The organism is Bradyrhizobium algeriense (genome assembly GCF_003062295.1).
GTDB lineage: Bacteria > Pseudomonadota > Alphaproteobacteria > Rhizobiales > Xanthobacteraceae > Bradyrhizobium > Bradyrhizobium algeriense.
Window position 1 is genome coordinate 77,091 of record NZ_PYCN01000019.1, and the last position, 19,613, is coordinate 96,703.

The 19,613-nt window shown below is 62.8% G+C and carries 18 protein-coding genes; 6 read left to right on the top strand and 12 right to left on the bottom strand.

Annotated features, from left to right (window positions below):
- The first annotated feature begins 200 nt into the window (after positions 1-200).
- Both C7G61_RS28840 and C7G61_RS28845 read left to right on the top strand, forming a co-directional pair.
- Positions 201-887, top strand: coding sequence for a response regulator transcription factor (locus tag C7G61_RS28840; protein ID WP_028348340.1), 687 nt, complete (start codon positions 201-203; stop codon positions 885-887).
- Between the two features lie 51 nt (positions 888-938).
- Positions 939-1,379, top strand: a complete 441-nt coding sequence (locus C7G61_RS28845) for a cyclic nucleotide-binding domain-containing protein (protein WP_108520114.1) — start codon at positions 939-941, stop codon at positions 1,377-1,379.
- A gap of 157 nt (positions 1,380-1,536) precedes the next feature.
- On the opposite strand, the gene C7G61_RS28850 is transcribed toward C7G61_RS28845, so the two are convergent.
- The 9 genes from C7G61_RS28850 to C7G61_RS28890 all read right to left on the bottom strand — a co-directional run bounded on the left by C7G61_RS28850 (position 1,537) and on the right by C7G61_RS28890 (position 11,935).
- A complete protein-coding gene (locus C7G61_RS28850) occupies positions 1,537-2,352 on the bottom strand; it encodes an exodeoxyribonuclease III (RefSeq protein ID WP_108520116.1) in 816 nt (271 codons plus the stop codon).
- A gap of 212 nt (positions 2,353-2,564) precedes the next feature.
- Positions 2,565-3,377, bottom strand: a complete 813-nt coding sequence (locus C7G61_RS28855) for an outer membrane lipoprotein carrier protein LolA (RefSeq protein ID WP_108520118.1) — start codon at positions 3,375-3,377, stop codon at positions 2,565-2,567.
- Positions 3,378-3,502: 125 nt separating this feature from the next.
- Complete coding sequence (locus C7G61_RS28860) at positions 3,503-5,944, bottom strand: DNA translocase FtsK (protein ID WP_108520120.1); 2,442 nt, start codon at positions 5,942-5,944, stop codon at positions 3,503-3,505.
- A 13-nt stretch (positions 5,945-5,957) separates the two neighbouring features.
- A complete protein-coding gene (locus C7G61_RS28865; RefSeq protein WP_108520122.1) occupies positions 5,958-7,181 on the bottom strand; it encodes an aminotransferase class I/II-fold pyridoxal phosphate-dependent enzyme in 1,224 nt (407 codons plus the stop codon).
- 283 nt (positions 7,182-7,464) lie between these two features.
- Positions 7,465-7,872, bottom strand: coding sequence for a GFA family protein (locus C7G61_RS28870; protein WP_108520125.1), 408 nt, complete (start codon positions 7,870-7,872; stop codon positions 7,465-7,467).
- A 204-nt stretch (positions 7,873-8,076) separates the two neighbouring features.
- Complete coding sequence (locus C7G61_RS28875) at positions 8,077-9,519, bottom strand: ammonium transporter (RefSeq protein WP_108520127.1); 1,443 nt, start codon at positions 9,517-9,519, stop codon at positions 8,077-8,079.
- 38 nt (positions 9,520-9,557) lie between these two features.
- Positions 9,558-9,896, bottom strand: a complete 339-nt coding sequence (locus tag C7G61_RS28880) for a P-II family nitrogen regulator (RefSeq protein ID WP_008142813.1) — start codon at positions 9,894-9,896, stop codon at positions 9,558-9,560.
- 304 nt (positions 9,897-10,200) lie between these two features.
- The gene (locus C7G61_RS28885; RefSeq protein WP_108520129.1) at positions 10,201-11,505 is read right to left on the bottom strand and encodes an ammonium transporter; all 1,305 of its coding nucleotides are present in this window, start codon (positions 11,503-11,505) and stop codon (positions 10,201-10,203) included.
- Positions 11,506-11,596: 91 nt separating this feature from the next.
- Complete coding sequence (locus tag C7G61_RS28890; RefSeq protein ID WP_108520132.1) at positions 11,597-11,935, bottom strand: P-II family nitrogen regulator; 339 nt, start codon at positions 11,933-11,935, stop codon at positions 11,597-11,599.
- A 247-nt stretch (positions 11,936-12,182) separates the two neighbouring features.
- Here C7G61_RS28890 and C7G61_RS28895 point away from each other — a divergent pair, with 247 nt between their 5' ends.
- Entirely contained in the window at positions 12,183-13,064 is an 882-nt protein-coding gene (locus tag C7G61_RS28895; RefSeq protein WP_108520134.1) for a DUF4339 domain-containing protein, read from the top strand.
- A 3-nt stretch (positions 13,065-13,067) separates the two neighbouring features.
- Here C7G61_RS28895 and tesB read toward each other — a convergent pair whose 3' ends face one another.
- Positions 13,068-13,928 (bottom strand): acyl-CoA thioesterase II, encoded by an 861-nt coding sequence (gene tesB, locus C7G61_RS28900; protein WP_108520136.1) that lies wholly within the window; start codon positions 13,926-13,928, stop codon positions 13,068-13,070.
- 212 nt (positions 13,929-14,140) lie between these two features.
- On the opposite strand from tesB, the gene C7G61_RS28905 reads away from it, so the two are divergent.
- Entirely contained in the window at positions 14,141-15,361 is a 1,221-nt protein-coding gene (locus C7G61_RS28905) for a ubiquinone biosynthesis hydroxylase (protein WP_108520139.1), read from the top strand.
- A 102-nt stretch (positions 15,362-15,463) separates the two neighbouring features.
- Here C7G61_RS28905 and C7G61_RS28910 read toward each other — a convergent pair whose 3' ends face one another.
- Positions 15,464-15,661: a Trm112 family protein gene (locus tag C7G61_RS28910; RefSeq protein WP_108520141.1), complete on the bottom strand. Its 198-nt coding sequence runs from the start codon at positions 15,659-15,661 to the stop codon at positions 15,464-15,466.
- 126 nt (positions 15,662-15,787) lie between these two features.
- The gene (locus C7G61_RS28915; RefSeq protein ID WP_108520143.1) at positions 15,788-16,324 is read right to left on the bottom strand and encodes a TetR/AcrR family transcriptional regulator; all 537 of its coding nucleotides are present in this window, start codon (positions 16,322-16,324) and stop codon (positions 15,788-15,790) included.
- 91 nt (positions 16,325-16,415) lie between these two features.
- On the opposite strand from C7G61_RS28915, the gene C7G61_RS28920 reads away from it, so the two are divergent.
- Positions 16,416-16,766: a hypothetical protein gene (locus tag C7G61_RS28920; RefSeq protein ID WP_108520145.1), complete on the top strand. Its 351-nt coding sequence runs from the start codon at positions 16,416-16,418 to the stop codon at positions 16,764-16,766.
- A 277-nt stretch (positions 16,767-17,043) separates the two neighbouring features.
- Positions 17,044-19,566 carry a bifunctional diguanylate cyclase/phosphodiesterase gene (locus C7G61_RS28925; RefSeq protein WP_108520147.1) on the top strand — a complete coding sequence of 841 codons (2,523 nt, stop codon included), beginning with the start codon at positions 17,044-17,046 and terminating at the stop codon, positions 19,564-19,566.
- The last annotated feature ends 47 nt before the right edge of the window (positions 19,567-19,613 follow it).

A 19,613-nucleotide genomic window follows, 5' to 3' on the forward strand; every position in this document is an offset into this window, starting at 1 on the left:
TCCAAACGCGGCTCAAATTTGGGGTAGACTGCGGCCCGGCTTGAGAATCTGTAACAATTCCTTACCTCAATACGAATCAGTACCCTGATGACCCGGCTTGCTTGTGAAGTTTGCCTGCGAATCAGGTTGTCACCGACCAAGACCCGGCTTGAGACGCTTCCACTTGTGTCCGCCGCCTGCCCTCAAGAGGATCGTATCCTATGCCCAATGCCCGCAAGATCCTGATCGTGGATGACGACACCGATCTGCGCGACACACTGGTCGAGCAACTATCGCTGCACGAGGAGTTCGAAGCTTCCGCGGTCGACACCGGCGCCAAGGGCGCCAGCGCCGCCAAGGCCAATTCCCCCGATCTGGTGCTGATGGATGTCGGCTTGCCGGATACCGATGGGCGGGAAGTCGTGCGCAGCCTCCGCAAGGGGGGCTTCAAGGCGCCGATCATCATGCTGACCGGCCACGACACTGACTCAGACACCATCCTGGGGCTCGAATCCGGCGCCAATGATTACGTCGCAAAGCCGTTCCGGTTCGCGGTCCTGCTTGCCCGGATCAGGGCGCAGCTCCGCCAGCACGAGGCCAGCGAGGACGCGGTGTTTTCCGTCGGTCCCTACAGCTTTCGGCCCGGCTCCAAGATGCTGACCGCCGCCAATGCCAGAAAAGTTCGACTGACCGAGAAGGAAACCGCGATCCTGCGTTTCCTGTATCGCGCCGGCCAGTTGCCGGTTTCGCGCGAGACGTTGCTGCAGGAAGTCTGGGGCTACAATTCGGGCGTCACCACGCACACGCTGGAAACCCACATCTACCGTCTCAGGCAGAAGATCGAGAAGGATGCTGCCAATCCGGAAATCCTGGTGACGGAAGCCGGTGGCTACAAGCTGGTGCCGTGATACGATTCGCAGCTACGTTTCGTAATTTTCGCGCATCCCGGTCACAGGTCCATGTCGATCGAAGATGATGTAGCCCTGCTCGAGCGGGTCCCGACATTGCGCCTGTTGGGAACGGCGGCCTTGCGCATGCTGGCGATCGGCTCGGAGCAGCGCGATTTCTCGCCCGGCGATTATTTGTTCAACGCCGGCGACGAGGCGGATGCGGGCTACATCGTTCAACGCGGCGCGATCCGCGTCGAGGACGGCGGCGCCGAAGTCGTTGCGGGCCCCGGTGCCCTGATCGGCGAGTTGGCGCTCATCGTCGCGATGAAGCGGCCGTCGAGTGCGGTCGCGCTTGATCATTCCTCGGTCATCCGGGTGGCGCGCAGCCTGTTTCAACGCGTGCTCGAAAGCGATCCGGGCGCGGCGCGCCGCCTGCGCGACGAGCTCGCCACCCGCACCAGCCAGCTCGCCAGCGATATTTTGATGGCCGGCGCCAAGCTGAGTATTTAGCGCAGGATGAGATCAGGTTGGGCCGCGACGACGGACCGCCTCGTGTCCCGGACGCGCGCGGCATGAGTACCGCGAGCCGGTGCTCATTCTACTTTGCATGGGGTTGTTTTCGCCTTCCCTGCCTGGGCATCGGTCGCTCCAGGCAGGGAAGGCGAAGCTACACGTCCAGCGTCACCGTCACCGGCACGTGGTCGGACGGTCGCTCCCAGCTGCGGGCGTCTCGCGTAATCTTGAAATCGGTGACACCGTCTTTCAGCGCGCGCGAAACCCAGATGTGGTCGAGCCGCCGGCCGCGGTCGCCCACCGTCCAGTCGGCGGCGCGGTAGCTCCACCACGTATAGACCTTTTCCGAAAGCGGGATCCGTTCGCGCGCGACATCGAACCATTCGCCATGGGCCTGCGCGGCCAAGAGCTTCTCGCATTCGATCGGCGTGTGCGAGACGACCTTCAAAAGCTGCTTGTGCGACCACACGTCGTTCTCATGGGGCGCGACATTGAGGTCGCCGACCAGGATATGCCGGTCGTCGCCGCGCGGATGCAGCGGTTCGCACGCCTTCATCTCGTCGAGAAATTTCAGCTTGTGATCGAACTTCGGATTGAGCGCGGGATCGGGAATGTCGCCGCCGGCCGGCACGTAGAAATTATGCAGCACCAGCGGCTTTGCGAGCTGCGCCTTCTCGCCGAACGCCACCGAGATGTGACGCGAATCGATGTTGTCGCAGAAGGTTCGGATATCGGTGGTTTCGAACGGCAGTTTCGAGACGATGGCGACGCCGTGATAGCCCTTCTGCCCGTTCAGCGCGACATGCTCGTAGCCGAGACGCTTGAATCGCTTCAGCGGGAAAGCGTCGTCGATGCATTTTGTTTCCTGCAGGCACAACACGTCCGGCCGCGCCGATTTGAGGAATTTGGCGACGATGTCGATGCGCAGGCGCACCGAATTGATATTCCACGTTGTCAGGGAAAACCGCATGAGGGCCGTGTCTTAACACGGTTCGTGATGACGTCGCCTGCTTGTCCACAGCTGGAATTTCGTAGGGTCGGCAAAGGCGCATCTGCGCCGTGCCCACCATCTATCGAACCGTGACCCTGCCGGTGGGCACGCGGAGCCTGTCATCGGGCGCGCATTTGCGCGACCCGGTGGCTTTGCCCACCTTACGGAAGGAAATGGAGAAGGCGCGCCGTTCAGTTCGCGGGTGTAGTGTAGTTGGTGAAGTCGATCTTGAAGAGGCCGGGATCGACCTTCTTGGACGAGTCCAGATTGTAGACCGCAATCGTGGTGTCGTAACCCTGCGGGTCGGTTACCGTCCATTGCTTGAGCTGGCCGTCCTTGACGCCGACCATCAGCATCAGCCGGCTGGTGCCGATCAGGGCCTGCTTCTCCTCGATGGTGACGCTGATGTAGATGTCATCGGCCGTGACGTTGACGACGTTGGTGTCCTTCAGCAGATCGATCCGGTCCGACAGCAGGAAGCGCAGCGGCGTTTGCGACAGCGGATAGATGTCCTGGGTCGCAAGCTTCGTATCCCGCACCGCCAGCGACGAGCCGTCGGCGATGATCGCGATCGGGCTGGGCGCGTCGTACTCGAAACGCACCTTGCCCGGCTTCTGGATGTAGAAATCGCCCTTGGTCTTGCTGCCGTCGGGGCCGACCTGGACGAAATTTCCGACCAGCGTCTGCAGCGAAGAGAGATAGGAACTGACCCGGGCAGCCTGCGCCTTCTGATTGGAGTCGAAGGTTGCAAAAATATTAGCCGGAACATTGCGGTTCGGGTCGGGAATCACCGGGTTGGGCGGCGTCTGGGTGGCGCCGGTGGTCGTCGGCCCCTTCTCCTGCGCACTCATCTGCACGCTGCCGTCGCGGGCCTTGGCCTTCGGCGCGGGCTTCGGAACCGGCACGGTCTGCGAGAGCGCAGGCGTCGCGAAGCCTGCGATGGATATGGCGATCAAAAGGGCCAGTCCGGAGCGCAGCCCGCGATGGGTCGGTTGTTGTGTCATCAGGTATTTCGGATCTCTATTCAACGAGGCACCCCGCTGCCGGCCATTTTATCGTGCTTTCGACCAAAGGAGGTATCGTTTTTCCGTGAAAATCGTTGCGCCGAAACCCCGTTTGGCGCCGGTATCTAGAATCCGCCCTCTTCTTCCGCGACCAGAATTTCGCGTTTGCCGGCGTGATTCGCCTGCCCGACGATGCCTTCGAGTTCCATCCGCTCCATCAACGACGCGGCGCGGTTGTAGCCGATCTGCAGCCGGCGCTGAATATAGGAGGTCGAGGCCTTGCGGTCGCGCTTGACGATCGCAACCGCCTGCGAGAACAGGTCGCCGCCGCCATCGCCGCCCATGCCGGTGGAATCGAACACCGCGCCGTCCTCGTCGGTCGGCTCTTCCGCGGTGACCGCCTCCAGATATTCCGGCTGGCCCTGCGTCTTGAGATGACGCACGACCTTCTCGACTTCCTCGTCGGAGACGAATGGCCCGTGTACGCGGCTGATGCGTCCGCCGCCGGCCATATAGAGCATGTCGCCCTGGCCGAGCAGTTGCTCGGCGCCCATTTCGCCGAGGATGGTGCGACTGTCGATTTTCGAGGTGACCTGAAACGAGATACGGGTCGGGAAGTTCGCCTTGATGGTGCCGGTGATGACGTCGACCGAGGGACGCTGGGTTGCGAGGATCACGTGCAGGCCGGCGGCGCGCGCCATCTGGGCGAGACGTTGCACCGCGCCTTCGATATCCTTGCCGGCCACCATCATCAGGTCGGCCATTTCGTCGACGATGATGACGATATAGGGCAGCGGTTCGAGGTCGAGCTTTTCGTCCTCGTAGATCGCCTTGCCGGTTTCCTTGTCGAAGCCGGTATGCACCGTGCGCGTCAGTTCTTCGCCCTTGCCCTTGGCTTCGACGAGGCGCTGGTTGTAACCGTCGATGTTGCGCACGCCGAGCTTGGCCATTTTCTTGTAGCGCTCTTCCATCTCGCGCACGGCCCATTTCAGCGCCACCACCGCCTTCTTCGGGTCGGTCACGACCGGCGTCAGCAGATGCGGGATGCCGTCATAGACGGAGAGTTCGAGCATTTTTGGATCGACCATGATCAGGCGGCACTGATCCGGCCGCAAGCGGTAGACCAGGCTCAGGATCATGGTGTTGATCGCGACCGATTTGCCGGAGCCGGTGGTGCCGGCGATCAGCATATGCGGCGTGCGCGCCAGATCGATGATGATGGATTCGCCGCCGATATTCTTGCCGAGGCAGAGCGGAAGTTTCGCGTGCGACTCGTCCTTCGTGGTCAGCAATTCGCGCAGGTAAACCTTTTCGCGATGCATATTCGGCAGTTCGATGCCGATGGCGTTGCGGCCGGCGACCACGGCGACGCGGGCCGAGAGCGCGCTCATCGAGCGGGCGATATCGTCGGCAAGGCCGATCACGCGCGAGGATTTGATGCCGGGTGCCGGTTCGAGCTCGTACAGCGTCACGACCGGGCCGGGGTTGGCCTTGACGATCTCGCCGCGGACGCCGAAATCGCCGAGCACGCCTTCCAGCGCGCGCGAATTGGCCTCCAGCTCGGCCTTGCTGAGCGGTTGCCGGTCCGATGCCTTGGGTGCCGTCAGCACCGAGACCGAAGGCAGTTCGAATTTGTCGGATTTGCGTGCCGCCGCGCGCGGCGCGGCCTTCTTGCGCGGAGCGCGAGCGGCCGGGACTTCCTCGTCCTCGTCTTCCTCTTCTTCCTCGTCCTCGAATTCCTCTTCCCGCGGGGCCAGTGCCGGTGCAGCGCGGCCTTTGAGGCTCGGTTCCTGACGTTCGAACGAGGCGGTGCGAGGCGGCGGCGAACTCGACACCAGCGATCGATAGGCCGCGCTCATCAGCCAAGCGAGCCGCGCCTTTGCGCTCATCAGCGCGTGATACACCCATCCGAGCGAAACCGAACTGCGATCCCCTTCTTCCTCGAAGGGCGCGTCATCGTCCTCGATCGGTGTCAGCTCTTCATCTCTCGGACGCGAGCCCCAGCCGCTGGCAAACAGAAAGGCCGCGCACATCGCCACGAACAGGATGATGCCGAGAACGAGACGATAGGTGAAGCCGGCCGGACCGAATACCACGGCCGGCGCCCGCACCAGCGCATCGCCGACGACGCCGCCAAGGCCGGTCGGCAGCGCCCACGTTCCGCCATGCGGCCAGCAGCTTGCAAAGCCCGCCGCGATCACCGTGCAGAGAATCCAGCATCCAAGGCGCAGCGCTTCGCGGTCGAAGGTGCGATGGGTCAGCATGCGCCAGCCCCACACCGCGACGGGGAGGATCAGCATGATCGCGCCGAGGCCGAGAATCTGCATCAGGAGATCGGCGCCGATCGCGCCGGGATAACCGAGAACGTTGCGGATCGGACGCGACGTCGCGTGGCTCAGGCTCGGGTCCTGTACCGACCACGTCATCAACGCCGCCGCCGCCACGCCGGACAGCCCGATCAGGCCGAGGCCTGCAAGCTCGCGCAGCCGTCGCGCGAGGGCGTCGCGGATCGAGACCGGCAGATGGCCGACCAGGGGAATGACACGTTCGATCGCTGGCATGCTCATGGGGGCCCTGCGATTAATCCAGAATTTCGACCAGCCGGTGCAATGCCTCGGCCGTTGATTCACTGTCTGAGACCAGCGCGAGGCGGATGTAGCCTGCGCCGGGATTGAAGCCGTCGTTCTGCGGTCGCGACAGATAACTTCCCGGGATCACGCGGACGCCCGCATCCCGATAGAGTTTGACCGCCACAGCTTCATCGCCGCCGCGCTCGGAGACGTCGAGCCAGACGCAGAAGCCGCCGGCGGGCCGCACATAGCCGTAGCGGCTGCCGAGAATCTGGTCGGCGAGATCGAACTTGATGCGGTAAAGTCTGCGGTTTTCTTCGACGTGCATTTCGTCGCTATAGGCGGCGACCGCGACGTGCTGCAGCGGCACCGGCACCTGGGGTGCCGCGACATTGCGCAATTCATGAAAGGCCGCGAGAAATTTGCGGTCGCCGGCGGCAAAACCGACGCGCATGCCGGGCAGGTTCGAGCGCTTCGACAGCGACTGGAACGCAACCACGTTGGCAAAATCGGGCCCGGCGCATTCCAGCGCGCTGCCCGGCGCCTGCCTTGTGTAGATTTCCGAATAGCACTCGTCGCTCAGGATCATGAAGCCATGGCGGTCGGCGAGTTTCTTCAAGCGGATGAAGTAGTCGCGCGAAGCGACCGAACCTTGCGGATTGGCGGGCGAGGCGATGTACATCGCCACGGTTCGGGCCAGCGTCGCCTCGTCGAGCGCGTCGAGATCCGGCAAAAATCCGTTGGCGAGAGTGGTCGGCAGGTAAATCAGTTCGCAACCGGCGGCGCGGGCGCCCGCGCCATAGGCCGGATAAAACGGGTTGGGCATCAGGATCGCGGGCCTGCCCTTGCGCGGGCCAACATAACGGGCGGCGGTGATCGCCGCGAAAAACAGCCCCTCGCGGCTGCCGCTCAGCACCAGAATTTCGCTCTCGGGATCGATCGGCCGGGGGAGCTGGAACCGAGTCGAAAGCCAATTGGCTGCTGCCCGCCGGAACGGCTCGATGCCCTTGGCCAGGGGATAGCGGCCGAACTCGGCAATGTGCTTCGCCAGGACCGGCCCGACAAAATCCGGCACCGGGTGCTGCGGCTCGCCTAATGACAGCGTAATCAACGGCTTGGCCGGTTGGTACGGCGCCAGCAGCTCGGTGGTCCGCAGAAAGGGCGAACGCTCGGCCTGACCGGCAGGTACGCTGCCGGCGCCCTGCGCCACGCCGGAAGAGGCAGTCATCGCCATGTCTGAAACGCCAGCACTTTCAATAGCGGTCGAGGGACCAAACCTCCGACCGGAAACACATCAAACCACCATAGATACGGCGAGGTTAAGACGCGATTAACCATCGGCGCCCGCAGCGATTTTACGGCCTTTTCACCCTTGGACGATATTTCTTGAAAAACGGTGCCAAAAGCGATCGGGGATCGCCAAGTGACGATCCTCCAAGCGGGCCACACGGCGGTCCAGGACTCGACCGCGGCGCAAGCCATCGCAGCCAAATTCCTGGAGGTGGCGGTTCCTGTTGCTACCGCGCCGGCATCCGCTCGAAGGCGGGCATGCCCTCGGGCACGTGGTGGTAGGGCTGTTTGTCGACGGTGTAGATAGCGATCTGCGGGCCGCCGAACAGGCTGGGATCGTCGAGCGTACCGACCTTGACTACTACGGCGGGCCGGCCCGGCGGGCGCGTCACGACGTGGGTGCCGCATTCGGCGCAGAATTCCCGCGTCACCGCGCGTTCCAGGTCGGTGCGGGTGAATTGCTTCGGGGCTTGCCCGGTGTATTTGAAGCCGGCGGCCGGCATCACCAGGAACAGGTTGGTCGAGCCGCCGGTGATATACTGACATTCGCGGCAGTGGCACTGCGCCTTCATCATCGGCTCGCCCTCGGCCACGTAGCGCACTTTACCGCAATAGCATCCGCCTTCGAGTTTCATGACGTTCTCCCTGTGCTGTTGCCGGCATTTCGTCGGATCGCGCCCGGTTTGGCAAACCCTTTTCGCCAAAAAGAAGGGGCTCCAACTTGCGCTGGAGCCCCTCAACGGTCAGGGCATTGCCGGGTATGTGCCCGAACCGGAGTTGTGGATGCGACCCCGGGGCAACGACTACGTTGCCCCTTGGGGATCGCACCCCGGGAGAACTTACATGTTGTAAGCGCGCTCCGTGTGCTCGGTGACGTCGAGGCCTTCACGCTCGGTTTCGACGTTGACGCGCAGGCCGACGATGACATCGACCACCTTGTAGAGGATCGCCGAACCGATGCCCGACCACACCAGCGTGGTGCAGACGCCCCAGAGCTGCGAGGTCATCTGCGCAACGAAGTCGTAGTCGGCGATCTTGCCGGCGGCGTAGTCCATGACGCCGGTGCCGCCGAGCGCCGGATTCACCAGGATGCCGGTGCCGAGCGCGCCGATGATGCCGCCGATGCAGTGGACGCCGAACACGTCGAGAGAGTCGTCATAGCCGAGCGAGTTCTTCACCACGGTGCAGAAGAACAGGCAGACGACGCCGACCACGAGACCAAGCACGATCGCGCCCATCGGACCAGAATAGCCGGCCGCAGGCGTAACTGCCACGAGGCCCGCCACCGCGCCCGACAACGCGCCGAGCACCGAGGGATGACCCTTGACGATCCATTCCGCGAACATCCAGGCCATCGCCGCCGCTGCGGTTGCAACGAAGGAGTTGGTCATGGCGAGCGCGGCGCCGCCGGAGGCTTCGAGGTTCGATCCGGCGTTGAAGCCGAACCAGCCGACCCAGAGCAGCGAAGCGCCGATCATGGTCATGGTCAGCGAGTGCGGAGCCATCAGCTCCTTGCCGTAGCCGACGCGCTTGCCGATCAGGAGCGCACCAACAAGGCCGGCGATACCGGCGTTGATATGCACCACGGTGCCGCCGGCGAAGTCGATTGCGCCCTTCTTGAAGATCCAGCCGGCATCGGCGTTGATCTCGTCGAGCTTGGCCTGCGCCGCGGTCTTCGCCGCACCGTCAGCCGCCGCGGCGAGCGCCTTGGCTGCATCCGTGATCAGATCCGGACCGGGCCAGTACCAGACCATATGCGCGATCGGCAGATAGATCAGGGTCACCCAGAGCGGAACGAACAAGGCAACCGCCGCGAACTTCATGCGTTCGGCGAAGGCGCCGACGATGAGGGCAGGCGTGATCGCCGCGAAGGTCATCTGGAAGCAGATATAGATGAGCTCGGTGATGTTGGCATCGACGCTGAAGGTTGCGGCCTTCGATTCCAGGGTTACGCCCATCAGGAAGGCCTTGGAGAAGCCGCCGATGAAGTCGGAACCGCCGGTGAAGGCGAGGCTGTAGCCGTAGAGCGACCAGAGCAGGACGACGATGCAGACGGTGTAGAACACCTGCATCAGGACCGAGAGCATGTTCTTGGAACGGACGAGACCGCCGTAGAACAGCGCCAGGCCGGGAATGGTCATCAACAGCACCAGCACTGTCGACGTCAGCATCCAGGCGTTGTCGCCCTTGTTGACGGTTGGTTCGGCGTAGGCCGCGGTCGCGGCGAACAGGCCGACTGCGAGGGCCGCCAGTCCCGCGCTATAGGGACGTTTAAACGTCATTTGGTTTTACTCCTGAGTGGTAAGGTTTGAGCGCGAAATCAGAGGGCCGCAGCATCCGCCTCACCCGTGCGGATGCGCACCGCATGGTCGAGGTTGATGACGAAGATCTTGCCGTCGCCGATCTGGCCGGTCTTGGCAGCGGAGGTGATGGCGTCGATGGTCTTGTCGACCTGATCCGAGGCGACAGCGACCTCGATCTTGATCTTGGGCAGGAAGCTCACGGCATATTCGGCGCCGCGATAGATTTCCGTATGGCCCTTCTGGCGGCCATACCCTTTGACTTCCGTCACCGTGAGACCATGAACGCCGATGGCGGTCAGGGCATCCCGGACTTCTTCGAGCTTGAATGGCTTGATGATCGCCATAACAATTTTCATGGGTATTGTCCCCGCTTGGGCCCGGTTCAGACCGACCGGGCGTTCTCGACTGAGGTTCACCACGCGGAGATGTTCACTACGCGGGCACAGCCATGACCCTTAGAATCAAATGCCGTGCCAGATCGGGACCGTTCCCTAACAGACTATGAATCCGGCCCTTTTCGCCCTCTGCGGGAATTGCACGTTCCTGCGCCATTCCGTCGCGCTCAAAGCGTAGTCAGGCCTGCCTAAATCGTGGGCGCATCTGGCAGGCATCACAATCCTGCTCAGCGGCCGGGCAAGAAAACGGTAATGGGGTGGGGATCTATTGCAGCGCTTCGCCGTGCTGCGAGATATCGAGGCCTTCCAGCTCCTGCTGCATCGACACCCGCAGCGGGGCGAACACGCCAACGAACTTGAGCAGCACAAAGGTAACGCCGCCGGACCACACCAGCGTCGCGGCGATCCCATAGAGCTGGATCAGGACCTGTTGCGCATTGCCCTCGATCAGACCTGGGGTGCCGCCGATCGCGTTCACCGCGAACACGCCGGCGAGCAATGTGCCGGTCAATCCGCCAACGCCATGGACGCCGAACACGTCGAGCGAGTCGTCATATTTGAGGCGCTGCTTGAGCCAGGTGCAGGCCCAGAAACAGAGCGTTCCCGCGACGACGCCGATCAGGACGCCGTGCCACGGCGCAACGAATCCGGAGGCCGGCGTGATGGTGCCAAGCCCCGCGACGGCGCCCGATATCATGCCGAGCACCGACGGTTTGCGCCGTGTCCCCCATTCGATCGCGGCCCAGGTCAGCGCGCCGGCGCAGGCGGCCAGATGGGTCGCGGTGATCGCCATCACCGCGCGCGAGTTCGCGCCCAGCGCCGATCCGCCATTGAAGCCGAACCAGCCGACCCACAACAATCCGGTGCCGATCACGGCAAGTGACAGGTCGAACGGCGCGAGGTTCTCGCTGCCATAGCCGTGACGCGGGCCCATCACCTTCGCCGCAACCAGTCCGCCGATGCCGGCGGAAAGATGCACGACGAGGCCGCCGGCGAAATCCAGCACGCCCCAGGTGGCAAGGAATCCGCCACCCCACACCCAGTGCGCGAGCGGCACATAGACGAACATGAACCAGCCGACGGAAAAAAGCAGATATGCCGAGAATCGCATCCGGTCCGCCACCGCGCCTGCCACCAGCGCTACCGTGATGATCGCAAACGTCATCTGGTACAGCATGAAGAGCGCTTCCGGTATCGTCTTCGCCGCCGGGTTGACGCTCTCCATCGTCATTCCGATCAAAAACCAGCGGTCGAGCGTGCCGATCCAGGGACCGTCGCCGACAAAGGCCAGCGAATAGCCGAACGCCACCCAGAGGATCGAGATGATCGCAACGGCAGCGAGGCTCTGCGCCATTGTCGCCAGCACGTTCTTCTTGCGCACCATGCCGGAATAGAACAGCGCCAGGCCCGGTATCGTCATCATCAATACCAGCGCGGTGGCAACGATCATCCACGCGGTGTCGGCGGCGTTGATCGTGGACGTCTCGGCCAGGGCCGGCGTCGCGAGCGAGCTCGCCGCAAGCGCGATGAGCGCAGCATTCCCCGCTGCACGATACGATGGTGCCCCCATGGAATTCCCCCGGCCTGTTGTCGTTTTGTTGTCGTTTCTTGGCTTCTCGCGATCGGCGTCGTTGCCACCGCGCCTTTAACTCAGTGAAGCCTTAGAGTGCGTCGCTATCGGTCTCGCCGGTGCGGATGCGTAAGGCGTGGTCGATCGGCGTGACAAAGATCTTGCCGTCGCCGATCTGCCCGGTACGCGCGTTCGCGGTAATGACCTCGACCGCTTTTTCGGCGACGTCGGAGGCGACCGCGATTTCGATTCGGAGCTTGGGCAGGAAGTTCACGACATATTCGGCGCCGCGATAGATTTCGGTGTGGCCCTTCTGGCGGCCGTAGCCCTTGACCTCGGTCACCGTCATGCCGTGGACGCCGATGGCCGTCAGCGCCTGGCGCACCTCGTCAAGCTTGAAGGGTTTGATGATCGCGACGACGAGTTTCATGGTCAGGCCTTTATTTCCCTGGATATTTCTTGAGCACTCGGCAGACTGACCGCTCGACGGTTCGCTGCCGACGCAAATCTGGCATCTTTCTGGGCAAATGGCACAAAAAAGTTGCAGGTAGAAGGGGAAAACATTTCCAGCTGGTGACGTCAATCACTGTACAGGCGGTAGGATCGTCCGCCAAAATACGGTTTCACCGCCAGCCACTCCGCCGGCTCCCCCATTTCCACGGCTCAAGGAAATAATAATGTCGAACCGATCGTGGTTTTATGCATCCAGCGGCCAGCAACAGGGCCCTTATCCGGAAGCCCAGCTTCGCGACCTCATTACCCGGGGCACGGTCAGCGCGGATACGTTGGTCTGGACCGAGGGGATGTCGGGCTGGCAGCGGGCAGGAGACATTCCCGGCCTGGTACCCGGCGGATCCGGCCCGCCCGCTTTCGCGCAGCCCGGTGGCCCGCCACAAATGGCCGGAAGCTATAGCGGGGGCCCGCTGTCGATTGATTTCGGAATTCTGGAGTTTGTCTGGCGCAGCCTCGTACTCGTGATCGGCCTCATCTTCATCATCCCGGGACCATGGGTCGTGGTGTGGTACGCAAAATGGTTCGTTCCGTGCGTCCAAGTGCCGGGACGGCCGAACCTCGGCTTCGCAGGCGAGCCGATGACGATCGTTCCCTGGTATTTCGGAGCCGCCGTCATCATTATCGGGGTTGCCCTGACCGGCATCGAGTGGCTCGGCAATCTGGTGAACATCGGCCAGCTGGTTCTCTACTGGCTTTTCCTGAAATGGTCTATCGCAAACCTTTCGTCCAATGGGCAGCCGCTCGGGCTCAGCTTCTCCGGTTCGGTGTGGGCTTATATCGGATGGTCCATTCTGGCCGTGATCTCCGTCATCACGATCGTCGGCTGGGCGTGGGTTTACGTCGCCTGGCTGCGATGGTTTTGTCGGAACATCGAGGGCACGCGGCGTGAAGTCCTCTTCATCGGCAGCGGGCTGGAGTTTCTGTGGCGCGCGATCGTGGCTGTGATCGGCTTCTTCTTCATCATCCCGATACCTTGGGTATATCGATGGATGTCGCAGTGGCTGGCGTCACAGACTGTTTTGGCGGAGCACGGCGCGACCGCGTAAGCTTCACTTGCGCTGGCGCACCGAGCCTTCCTGGGCCACCGATGCTACCAGCGTGCCGTCGGGCTTGAAGATCAGGCCGCGGGTCAATCCGCGGCCGTCTTGCGCGCTCGGCGAGTCCTGCGCGTAGAGCAGCCATTCGTCGGCGCGGAACGGCCGGTGAAACCACATCGCGTGATCGAGGCTCGCCGGCATCATCCGCTTGTCGAACAGGGTGCGGCCGTAGCGCGCCATCACCGCATCGAGCAGCGAGAAATCCGATGCATAGGCCAGCGCGCACAAATGCAGCGCGGGATCGTCGGGCAGCTTGGCTGCGGTGCGAATCCATACATGGATGCGCCCGTCGTCGATCTTCTGGCCGAAATAGCGGCCGAGCTCGACCGGGCGCAGTTCGATCGGCCGGTCGGATTCGTAATAGCGGCGGATGAATTCCGGCATCTCCTTGAACATCGGCTGCTTCGACACTTCTTCCGCCGTGAGTTTTTCCGGCGGCGGGACATCCGGCATCTTTTCCTGATGGTTGAACGCGCCTTCCTCTTCCGCATGGAACGACACCATGATCGAGAAGATCGCGTTGCCGTGCTGGATCGCGGTGACGCGACGGGTCGAATAGCTCTTGCCGTCGCGCAGGCGTTCGACCTGATAGATGATCGGGATCTGTGGATCGCCGGGCAGGATGAAATAGCAATGGATCGAATGCGGCAGGCGGCCCTCGACGGTGCGGCAGGCCGCGACCATCGCCTGTCCGATCACCTGGCCGCCGAACACCCGCTGCCAGCTCGTCTTCGGGCTGTTGCCTCGGAACAGGTTCACCTCGAGCTGTTCGAGATCGAGGATGGAAATCAGGTCAATCAGGCCCTTGGACATGATGGTGGCGCTTTCAATTTCGGGGTCATTCCGGGGCGGCGCCTCGAAGAGGCGAACCCGGAATCTCGTGCCAAAACCTCTGGATTCCGGGTTCGCGCCGGCGCGCGCCCCGGAATGACGGTCAGCTTAAGTACCTTGTTTCTCGGCCCTGTTTCGCCCAGCTAATATCAGGTAGCAAGCGTAGTCTGACGAAGTAACCGGGCAAGGACCGCATGGCGGCACAGCGAAGTATTGTCATCTGCGGCGGCGCCTTTGTCGGGCTGGCGCTGGCGCTGGCGTTCCGCCAGGGCCTTGGCAAGGATATTCCCGTGATCGTGGCCGATCCGGCCCTGGCGGTGCGGCCGAGCCGCGATCCGCGAGCGACCGCCATTGTGGCCGCGTGCCGGCGGTTGTTCGAGGCGCTCGGCGTCTGGGACCAGGTGGCGGCCGATTCGCAAGCCATCCTCGACATGGTCGTCACCGATTCCAAACTGGAGGATGCCACCCGTCCGGTGTTCCTGACCTTTGCCGGCCATGTCGAACCCGGCGAACCCTTCGCCCACATGGTCGAAAACCGCCGGCTGATCGATGCGCTGGTGGCCCGCGCCGAGGCTGAAGGCGTCGATCTCCGCGCCACGGCGGTCTCTGGCTACGATTCGCGTTCCGATGGCGTCACCGTGACGCTTGCCGATGGCCAGATCATCGAAGCAAGCCTGCTGGTTGCCGCAGACGGCGCGCGCTCAAAACTGCGCGAGCGCGCCGGCATCGCCACCCATGGCTGGGACTACGATCAATCCGGCATCGTCGTCACCGTCGGCCACGAGCGGGATCATCACGGCCGCGCCGAAGAGCATTTTCTCCCGGCGGGGCCATTCGCGATCCTGCCGCTGACTGGAAAGCGCTCGTCGCTGGTGTGGACCGAGGATCGCGCCGAGGCCGCACGCATCACCGCGCTCGGCGAAGCCGAATTCCACGATGAACTCGAGAAGCGCTTCGGGCTGCACCTCGGCGAGATCAAGGCGCTCGACAAGCCGCGCGCGTTTCCGCTCGGCTATTTCGTTGCGCGCTCATTCATTGCCGAGCGGCTGGCGCTGGTCGGCGACGCCGCGCACGTCATTCATCCGATCGCGGGGCAGGGCCTCAACATGGGCCTGAAGGACATCGCGGCGCTGGCCGAAGTCGTGGTCGATGCGGCGCGGCTCGGCATCGATCCCGGGCAGGCCGACGTGCTCGACCGCTACCAGCGCTGGCGGCGCTTCGACACCATGGCGATGGGGATTGCCACCAATTCGCTGAACTTCCTGTTCTCGAACGAATCGACGCTGCTGCGCACCGTACGTGATATCGGGCTTGGCCTCGTCGATCGCGCGCCGCCGCTGAAGAGCCTGTTCATCCGCCAGGCCGCGGGGCTGTCGGGCGAAGTGCCGCGGCTGCTGAAGGGCGAGGCGCTGTAGTTTCTCGTAGCCCGGATGGAGCGAAGCGAAATCCGGGAGCAAGCGGGATGAAAGACCCGGATTGCGCTACGCTCCATCCGGGCTACGCGTGACGTCTTTCCCTCAATCGATCTTCCGCGCCTCTTCCGGCAGCATGATCGGGATGCCGTCGCGGATCGGGTAGGCGAGCTTGGCCGAGCGCGAGATCAGTTCCTGCCGGGTCGAATCGAACTCGAGCGGACCCTTGGTGACCGGGCAGACCAGGATCTCAAGCAGCTTCGGATCGACGGTGCTGTCGAGGCGTTCGGGCGTGGCGTTCATTTGCTGTCTCCGGCTAGGCGGTGGTCCTTAGCATACCGGACCGGGCCTGCAACTGTGCGGACTATAGCGTTTTCGAGCGAAGCGGATTCCGGTTCGCGTAAAGAAAGCGCGTCAAAACAAAAGGCTCTAGCGCTGGGCCATTTGCAACATTTCGTCGAGCACGGCCTGTTGCCGCGCCTTCGGCAAGGCCTGGTCCGATAGCGCGTAGCCGAGAAACGCCCAATAGAGGAGTTGGGTGCGGGCGCGGGCCACTTCCGCCGGCAAGCCGGACTGCAACAAAAGGTTTTCGACATAGCTCAGCCGCCGCCGGTCAATCGCCTGGACGGCGGCGCGCGCGGCGGGATCGACGCTGGCCCAGGTGCGGACCGCCTTCTCCAGCGTCAGCTTTTCGCTAAATACCCGCCCCAGCAGCACCGCCAGCGGGTCTTCATCTTTCGCGGCGGCTTCGACATTGGCGATGATCTGCTCGGCGGCCACCTCGCGCCAATGCGCGAGGACGGCGGCATGGAACGCGTTGATATCGGCGAAATGCCAGTAAAAGCTGCCGCGCGAGACCCCCATCGCCTTCGCCAGAGGTTCCGCCTTCAGGGCCGTGAAACCCTTCTGCGCCAGCGTCTTGAGGCCCTGATCGAGCCAGTCCTTGGCCGAGAGTTGATCGCTCATGGTCGTTCCCGCAATACCGCACCATACACTGCTGTATTGACAAGGACCAGCGCATGCTGGCATAACCATACAGTGCTGTATGGAGGGTCCGATGCGCGATCTCTTGCTGCAATGTTCCGGCCTCGCCGCAATCGCGGTGGCGCTGATCCACAGCGTGCTCGGCGAAACCAAGGTATTCGCGCGGGCGACCATCGAGCCGGCGCGGCTGCGCACGCTGATCCACTTGGTCTGGCACGCCGGCACCGTGGCGTGGATCGGTGGCGGCGTGCTGCTGCTCGCCGCGCCCTGGATGGAATCGGAGCCGGCGCGGCACTGGATCATCGTCACGGTCGCTTGCGTGTTCGGCTTCGCCGCGTTCGCCAATGCCTGGGCGACGCGCGGCAAACATTTTGGCTGGATGGCGCTGAGCGCGGTGGTAGCGATGGCGGTCGCGGGATATTAGCCGGCGCGGCCCCCCGGCCTCACCGAGGCGCAAATGTCGGTTGCCGGTATCTTTCCGTGGACTCGCCGGCTCTCCGGAACGGGGGGATGGCCCCCAAGCTCCCGTACGAATACGGGGGTCGTGTTGCCGGCGCGCTGCGCAACACTCTTTGCCTTTGGAGTCATTACGCAAATGGCCTTTACGTCCCGGTAGGCATGCAACCGGGCACTGCATGAAATTAACGCGATGAAAGTTCTAACCAGACAACCGTGGACGGATATGACGATGGACCAACGCCATGTTCCGTATTTTTACGTGCCTTACGGGTGAGCACGATTGGCGGCTTGTTTTGCTCGCTGGTCTGGTTTGCTTCGTTGCAAGCATTGTTGCCGTCACCATTTTTCATCGCGCCGTCGCATCCCAAGCAAGGACGCGCCTGATCTGGATCGCAATTGCCGGCGCGGCGATCGGATACGGGATCTGGGCGACACATTTCATCGCCATGCTCGCTTATGAGCCTGGCGTTTCAACCGGGTACGGCATTGCCTTGACGGCGTCGTCGCTCGCCGCGGCGATGATCTTGACTTCCAGCGGACTTGGCTTTGCCGCCAGCGATCCCGGCCGGTGGCGCGCCCCGGTCGGCGGCATGATTATCGGAGCGGGCATTGCGAGCATGCACTATCTTGGCATGTGGGCACTCGAAGTGCCCGGCCGCGTGAGTTGGTCACTGGATCTCGTGTTGGCATCCATCGCTCTCGGCATGTTCTTCGGCTATGCGGCGCTGACAATCGCAACACGATACAACAACAGAGGGGGAACGGTTGCTGCTGCTCTCTTGCTCACGCTGGCCATCGTCTCGCATCATTTCACGGCGATGGGTGCGGTGCAGATCGCTCCCGACCCGACGCGAGCGACCGACGCGTTATCGCTTTCTCCCGCCTTCCTCGCGCTGATGATTGCCGGCGTGGCCTTGTCGGTGCTCGGGATGAGCCTTGTTGGCGTGCTGGCTGATCGCCGTCTTGCCAACAGGACGCGCAAATTCGAAGAAATCATCAGCCAGTTGTCGCTCGCCCGGCTGGAGGTTGAAGCATCACAAAGAGAATTGCAGGAACAGAAACTCCGACTGGATACGGCCATCAACAACATGGGTGAGGGCCTCTGCATGTTCGATGCAGAGAAGCAGCTTGTCGTATGCAACGATCGCTATGCCAAAATGTACCAGCTGTCGCCGGAACTGTTGAAGGCGGGAACGCCGCATCACGAAATCATCAAGCACCGGATTGCGAGCGGCATCCTCAAGGGCGAAACGAACGACAGCGCCGCGAAGCGGTTGATCTCGACATTGAATGCGTTGCCGCCGGACGCAACCACGAGCAGGGTCGACGAACTTGCGGATGGCCGACTGATTTGCGTTACCCGACAACCAATGCCAGGCGGCGGGTGGGTGGCAACGCACGTCGACGTCACCGAGCAGCGGCGCTCCGAAGCCAGGATCATCCATATGGCCCAGCATGACGCGCTGACAGAGCTGCCAAATCGAGTGCGGCTGAGAGTGCGCATGGATCACGCCCTTGCAATCACCCGCGAGGGCGGGTCCGGCCTTGCCGTGTTGATGCTCGATCTCGATCGCTTCAAGGAAGTCAACGACACGCTCGGTCATCCGACTGGCGACAAGCTGCTGCAAGCCGTCGCCGCGCGGCTGCTCGAATGCGTCCGCGAGACGGCCCTGATTGCACGGCTGGGCGGCGACGAGTTCGCCGTTATCGACTACGTGACCAATCCTGTCGTCGAAGCCACGGCCCTCGCCGAGAAAATCAGCCACGCGCTTTGCGAGCCTTTCGACCTTGGCGACCATCAGGTGACCATCGGCACCAGCATCGGCATTGCCATTGCGCCACGCGACGGAACCAATCCCGACGAGATCATGAAGAGCGCGGATCTCGCGCTCTATTCCGCCAAGAGCGGCGGACGCGGCTCATTCCGCTTCTTCGAACCCGAGCTGGACCAACTCATGCGTGCGCGGCGCAACCTGGAGCGCGACATGCGTGAAGCGCTTGCCAAGGGTGAATTCGAACTCCACTACCAGCCGATCATCAACGCGGCGAGCGGCGAACCTAGCGGCTTCGAGGCGCTCTTGCGCTGGCATCATCCGCAGCGCGGTTTGATCATGCCGGCCGAATTTATTCCGCTGGCGGAAGAAACAGGCCTGATCGTGCCGATTGGGGAATGGGTGTTGAGGACCGCCTGTACCGAGGCGGCAAAATGGCCCGCCGACCTCAAGATCGCAGTAAATCTGTCGCCCGCTCAGTTCAGAAGCAAGGAGCTGGTCTCGACCATCGTGGGCGCTCTGGCGAATTCGGGAATTGCGCCACAAAGACTCGAACTCGAGGTCACCGAGACGGTCACCATGCATGACAGCGAGGCGGTGCTCGCTGCGCTCGATCAGCTGCATAGACTGGGAGTGCGAGTAGCCCTGGACGATTTTGGTACCGGCTATTCATCACTAAGCCTTCTTCAGAAGTTTCCGTTCGACAAAATCAAGGTCGATCGAAGCTTCGTCAGCGCATTGTCGGATGCAAAAGAGGAATCACGCCTGATCGCACGCGCGGTGGTCCGCTTCGCTGTCAGTCTCGGCAGGACGACGACGGCTGAAGGGGTCGAAACGAAGGAGCAGCTGGAAATCCTTCGTGCGGACGCGTGCACTGAAATGCAGGGCTATTACCTTGGCAGACCGATGGATGGCGCCAAAGTTCTTACAATGCTGCGCGCGCACCCTCAAACTGGCAGACGGCGTAGGCCTGTCAGGAGCGTGGCGCGCTGAACGAGCCGTCAAGCGGATGGTAGCTGTGCTTGGACCATCGCAAGGCG